Genomic DNA, 4,358 nt, shown 5'->3' with positions numbered 1-4,358 from the left:
CGGTCAGGGCCGGACCACCGGAGGCCAGACCACCGGTGGCCAGGCCACGGGCGGTCAGGCCACCGGAGGAGCAGCCACCGGAGGAGCTGCCACCGGCGGACAAGCCACCGGCGGACAGACGACGGAAGGTCAGACCACCGGAGGCCAGGGCACCGGCGGTCAGGTCACCGGAGGCGAAGCAGCCGGCGGCCAAGCGACCGGAGGCCAGGCCACGGGCGGCCAGGCCACGGGCGGCCAGGCAACCGGAGGACAAGCCACCGGAGGCCAGGCAACCGGGGGCCAATCCACCGGAGGCCGGTCCACCACCCCCACCGCACCCGCCACCTCGACCCCCCGCACTCCCTCCCCCTCGCCCTCCGCCCCCTCCATCATGTCCCGGTTCATCCGGCCCGGAGGCAAGCCGACCGGGCTCGGTCTGCTCGCCGTGCTGTTCCTGCTGCTGATCCCCGCCGCCCTCGCCGCAGCGCTGTTCGGCTCGCGGCGCATCGGCAAGTAACCCCCCGCCCCAGTGGCAACCCCCAGCCATCGACACGACAGGAGACCGCGCCGATGATCGAGACCTTCGCCGTCGTTCTGGGGATCGCCGTGGTCGCGGCCGGCGCCGTGCTGCTCCGGCACCGCTTCTGGCCGCCCGCCCCGGACGCGGAACCCCGCGAGGACGTCGCCGAGTACATCGCCATGATGGTCAGCGTGCTCTACGCCCTCGTGCTCGGCCTGTCGATGGTGGCCGTGTGGGAGGCCCGGTCCGCCGCGTCGGACCATGTGCAGGCGGAGGCGAGCGCCGCGCACCAGATCCGGCTGCTCTCCGCCGGGCTGCCCGCGCCGGCGGGCGAACGGACCAGGGAAGCCGTCGACGCGTACGTGCACCACGTGGTGTCCGAGGAGTGGCCGGTCATGGTCGCCGGGCGGCCACCGGACCGGCGCGGCTGGGTCCTGCTGAACGATCTGCGGGCGGCGGGCCAGATCCCCGCCGGTGCGGGCCCCGTCCAGCAGGCCACGCTCCAGGAGGTGCTGGCCCAGCTCAGCGTGCTGGACGACGCCCGGCGCGGCCGGGAGGCGGACGTCGGCGACACCCTGTCACCCGTCCTGTGGTTCGGGCTGATCGTCGGCGGCCTGCTGACCGTGGCCTTCATGTTCATGTTCGGCGTACGGCGCAGCGTCACCCATGTCGTGATGGTGATGGGCCTGACCGCGCTCATCACCTTCACCGTGCTGCTGGTCTACGGGCTGAACGAGCCCTTCAACGGCATGTTCGCCGTCGACTCGTCCTCGTTCTCCCGTTACTTTCCAGGCAGTTGACGGTGCGGTGCCCGGCGGCCGGCCGTTTCCGCGTGCAGCCGGGCGGCGATCCGCCGCCGGTCCGGCCAGCGCACGTCGTACGCCCAGCCCCACCGCTCGAACCGGGCGATCAGCCACGCCGTGAGGTCCGGCTGGCCGCGCAGCCCGCCGTGCCGGGCGCTGTTGGGATCGGCGTGGTGGAGGTTGTGCCAGCCCTCGCCGAAGGTCAGCAGGGCCACCCAGGGCACGTCCCGGGACTGGTCGCGGGTGCGGTAGTGGCGTGGGCCGAAGGCGTGCGCGACGGAGTTGACCGACCAGGTGACATGGTGCACGACCGCGTACCGCACCAGGCTCGCCCAGAAGAAGGTGACCAGCGCGGACCGCGCGTCCTGGGCGACCGCCAGGACCACGGCCGGCGGCAGCGCGAGCGAGACGGCGACGGCCAGCGGATAGCAGCGGTCCAGGCGGCGCACGTCCGGGTCGGCGAGCAGGTCGGGGACGTAGCGGGGGTAGTGGGAGCGGACCGGTGAGGAGGCGAACCAGCCGACCTGGGCGTGCCACAGCCCCTTCAGCAGCGCCCGCCGGGTGGTGCCGTACTTCCACGGCGAGTGCGGGTCGCCCGCCCGGTCCGCGTACTGGTGGTGGCGCCGGTGCTCGGCGACCCACATCGTCACCGGGCCCTCCATGGCGAGGCTGCCCGCGGCCCCGAGGGCGATCCGCAGCGGGCGTTTCGCCTTGAACGACAGATGGGTGAAGTGCCGGTGGAAGCCGGCGGTGATGCCCATGATGGACAGCGCGTACATCCCGGCGCCGAGGACCGCGTCGTACCAGCGCGGCCCCCAGCCGCCGGCCAGGGCGGCCGGCAGTGCCAGCGCCAGTACGGCCAGCGGGCCCACCACGAGGGTGAGCAGATAGCCGGTGCGCAGCGGCAGACCGACCGGGACGGTGTCGGGAAGCGGGGCGCGCGGCCCCTCCGGGTGTTCGGGGGTGACGGTCACGGTGTGTCTCCCGCGCGGCGCGGCCGGGTGGTGCAGGGGGTCATGGGCGGCGATTATGCGCCGACCCGGTGGCCCCGGCGCACCAGGCTCGGCGCGCGGCTCCGCCCCCGCGGGCATCCTCTACCTGGATGGATGAAGGTGCGGGCGTGGCCCCGCTGGCCGACCATGGGAGCCGGGGCCGCGCCCGCCGGCGCCGCCCCGGCTCCGCCCCATGTCACCGAGCCGAGGGAGCGTCGGATGCGAGCGGACGGCACCGCACCCGGACGGCCCGCGCCGGACGGCCGGGACGCCAGGGAACTGCTGCGCCGGTGCGCGCGGGAGGTGGTGGACGTCGCCGAGGGCATCCGCGCGGTCTCCGCGCGCACCAGCACCGCGCTGTTCACCCCGGCCCTGACCGCCTCCGCGCGCCGCCGCCCGCGCACCGGCCTGCCCGCCCAGTGGGCCCTGCTGCGCGCCCTGACCAACAAACAGGGCCTCGGCGGCTCGGCGATCACCGCGCCGAAGGGCATGGGCCACGTCCTCGGCGCCGCCGGCGAGGTGCTGGGCCGGGAAAGCCTGGCCGCGCTGGTGGCGGTCACCTCGCTGCGGCTGCGGATCGCCGCCGTGCTGGTCGACCACCCGGAGTTCGAGCGCGATCCCGGCATGCGCCGGCTGACCGAGGCCGTCACCACCGACAAGGACCTGGCGGCCGTACGGTCCCTGCGCGCCCTGTTCCGCGACCAGGGGGCCCAGCGCGCGCTGTCCGGGCTGGCCCCGCTGATGGCCGAACTCCTCGCGATCCGCGCCCTGCTGGACGAGGACCCGCACAACGACGAGACCGGCTGGGCGCTGGCCACCGGCCGCGAACTGTCCGCCGACCCGCTGCACGGCGTCAGCGCCGCCCACCTGGCGGGCCTGGACCGGGGCGAGGGCGCCGCCGAGGCCGTCGGCCTCACCGACCAGGAGCGGCAGGTCATCGCCACGAAAGGGTCCTTCCTCGGCTTCCTGCGCAACATCGAGCTGCTCTCCACGAACGGGCGGATCCTGCTGCAGAACGTGCGCGGCCCGGACGGCGTCGTCCGCTACGTCCTCCAGGCGCCCGGCATGGCACCCGGCCGCCCCCGCACCGACTCCCCGCAGGACTTCGTCGGCGCCTGGCGCAACCTGTTCATGCCCGACTCGCCGTACACCAGGGCGATCCTGCTCGCCCTGCGGGACTACGGCATCCCGCGCGGCGCCGACCTCGCGATGATCGGGCACAGCGAGGGCGGGATCGCCGTGATGAACCTCGCCCAGAACGAGGAGTTCTGCCGCGCCTACCGGGTCACCCACGTCGTCGCCGTCGGCTCCCCGGTCGACACCAAGAAGCCCGCCGACCCGCGCACCTGGGTCGCCAGCATCACCAACCAGCACGACATCGTGCCCGTCCTCGACGGCCGCGGCGCGGGCACCGCGTTCGACCCGCACCCGAACTGGTACGAGGTCGACTACACCGGTCCCACCCACGAGTTCCCGCTGTGCCACATGCTCCACGAGTACATCGAGCACCTGCGCACCGTCATCCCCGATGCCCGCGAACGCGTCGACGAGGCCCTCACCCCCTACCGCGGGCCCGTCGTGCGCACCCAGGCCTACCAGCTCAAGGACCGCGCCAACCCGCCCGAGGGCTACCCCTTCCTCACCCTGCCCACCACCTCGCTGCCCACCACGGCCGGCCCGGTCGACGTGCCGGTGCGCTACTACGACTCCTCCGCCGCCCACCTGTGCTTCCCCGTCGACGCGGACACCGCCCGCGGGCTGCTGCCCGACGTCACCTGGATGACGCCGAGCCGGCTGGGCCGACGGGCGCTGGCGGTGCTGTCGCTGTACGAGCACCGCTGCACCACCGTCGGCCCGTACACCGAGATCGCCCTGTCCGTGCTGGTGGACGACCTGTGGCGGCCCCGCCCCTACGACGTGGTCCTGGACCTGCTGCGCCGGGCCGACCTGCGCCGCACCGGCCGGTACGTCGTCGCCCTCGCCGTCACCAGCGAGGAGGCGCGGGCCGTCGCCCGGGAGATCTGGGGCCAGCCCGCGGTCCGGGTGAGCGTCGAGGCCAGGCTG

The 4,358-nt window shown here is 74.4% G+C and carries 4 protein-coding genes and 1 pseudogene; 3 read left to right on the top strand and 2 right to left on the bottom strand.

Going from position 1 to position 4,358, the window contains the following annotated elements; genetic code table 11:
• A pseudogene (locus tag H5J33_RS36825) lies at nt 1–193 on the bottom strand (hypothetical protein); the annotation flags it as partial.
• 177 nt (nt 194–370) lie between these two features.
• On the opposite strand from H5J33_RS36825, the gene H5J33_RS37775 reads away from it, so the two are divergent.
• A complete protein-coding gene (locus tag H5J33_RS37775; protein WP_258565388.1) occupies nt 371–496 on the top strand; it encodes a hypothetical protein in 126 nt (41 codons plus the stop codon).
• Nucleotides 497–549: 53 nt separating this feature from the next.
• Nucleotides 550–1,299, top strand: coding sequence for a DUF4239 domain-containing protein (locus tag H5J33_RS25260; protein WP_181797171.1), 750 nt, complete (start codon nt 550–552; stop codon nt 1,297–1,299).
• On the opposite strand, the gene H5J33_RS25255 is transcribed toward H5J33_RS25260, so the two are convergent.
• Nucleotides 1,281–2,276: an acyl-CoA desaturase gene (locus H5J33_RS25255; RefSeq protein ID WP_309485483.1), complete on the bottom strand. Its 996-nt coding sequence runs from the start codon at nt 2,274–2,276 to the stop codon at nt 1,281–1,283. The genes H5J33_RS25260 and H5J33_RS25255 overlap by 19 nt on opposite strands.
• Nucleotides 2,277–2,513: 237 nt before the next feature.
• On the opposite strand from H5J33_RS25255, the gene H5J33_RS25250 reads away from it, so the two are divergent.
• On the top strand, nt 2,514–4,358 hold a 1,845-nt coding region (locus H5J33_RS25250; protein WP_181797169.1), incomplete at its 3' end, for an acetoacetate decarboxylase family protein.

The organism is Streptomyces sp. WELS2 (assembly GCF_013870595.1).
Lineage (GTDB): Bacteria > Actinomycetota > Actinomycetes > Streptomycetales > Streptomycetaceae > Streptomyces.
This window is presented reverse-complemented; position numbering and strand designations above follow the sequence as displayed.

Bases quoted from the DNA above. Each gene is read 5' to 3' on its own strand.
- H5J33_RS37775 (WP_258565388.1), top strand. From the start codon at position 371: ATGTCCCGGTTCATCCGGCCCGGAGGCAAGCCGACCGGGCTCGGTCTG.
- H5J33_RS25260 (WP_181797171.1), top strand. From the start codon at position 550: ATGATCGAGACCTTCGCCGTCGTTCTGGGGATCGCCGTGGTCGCGGCC.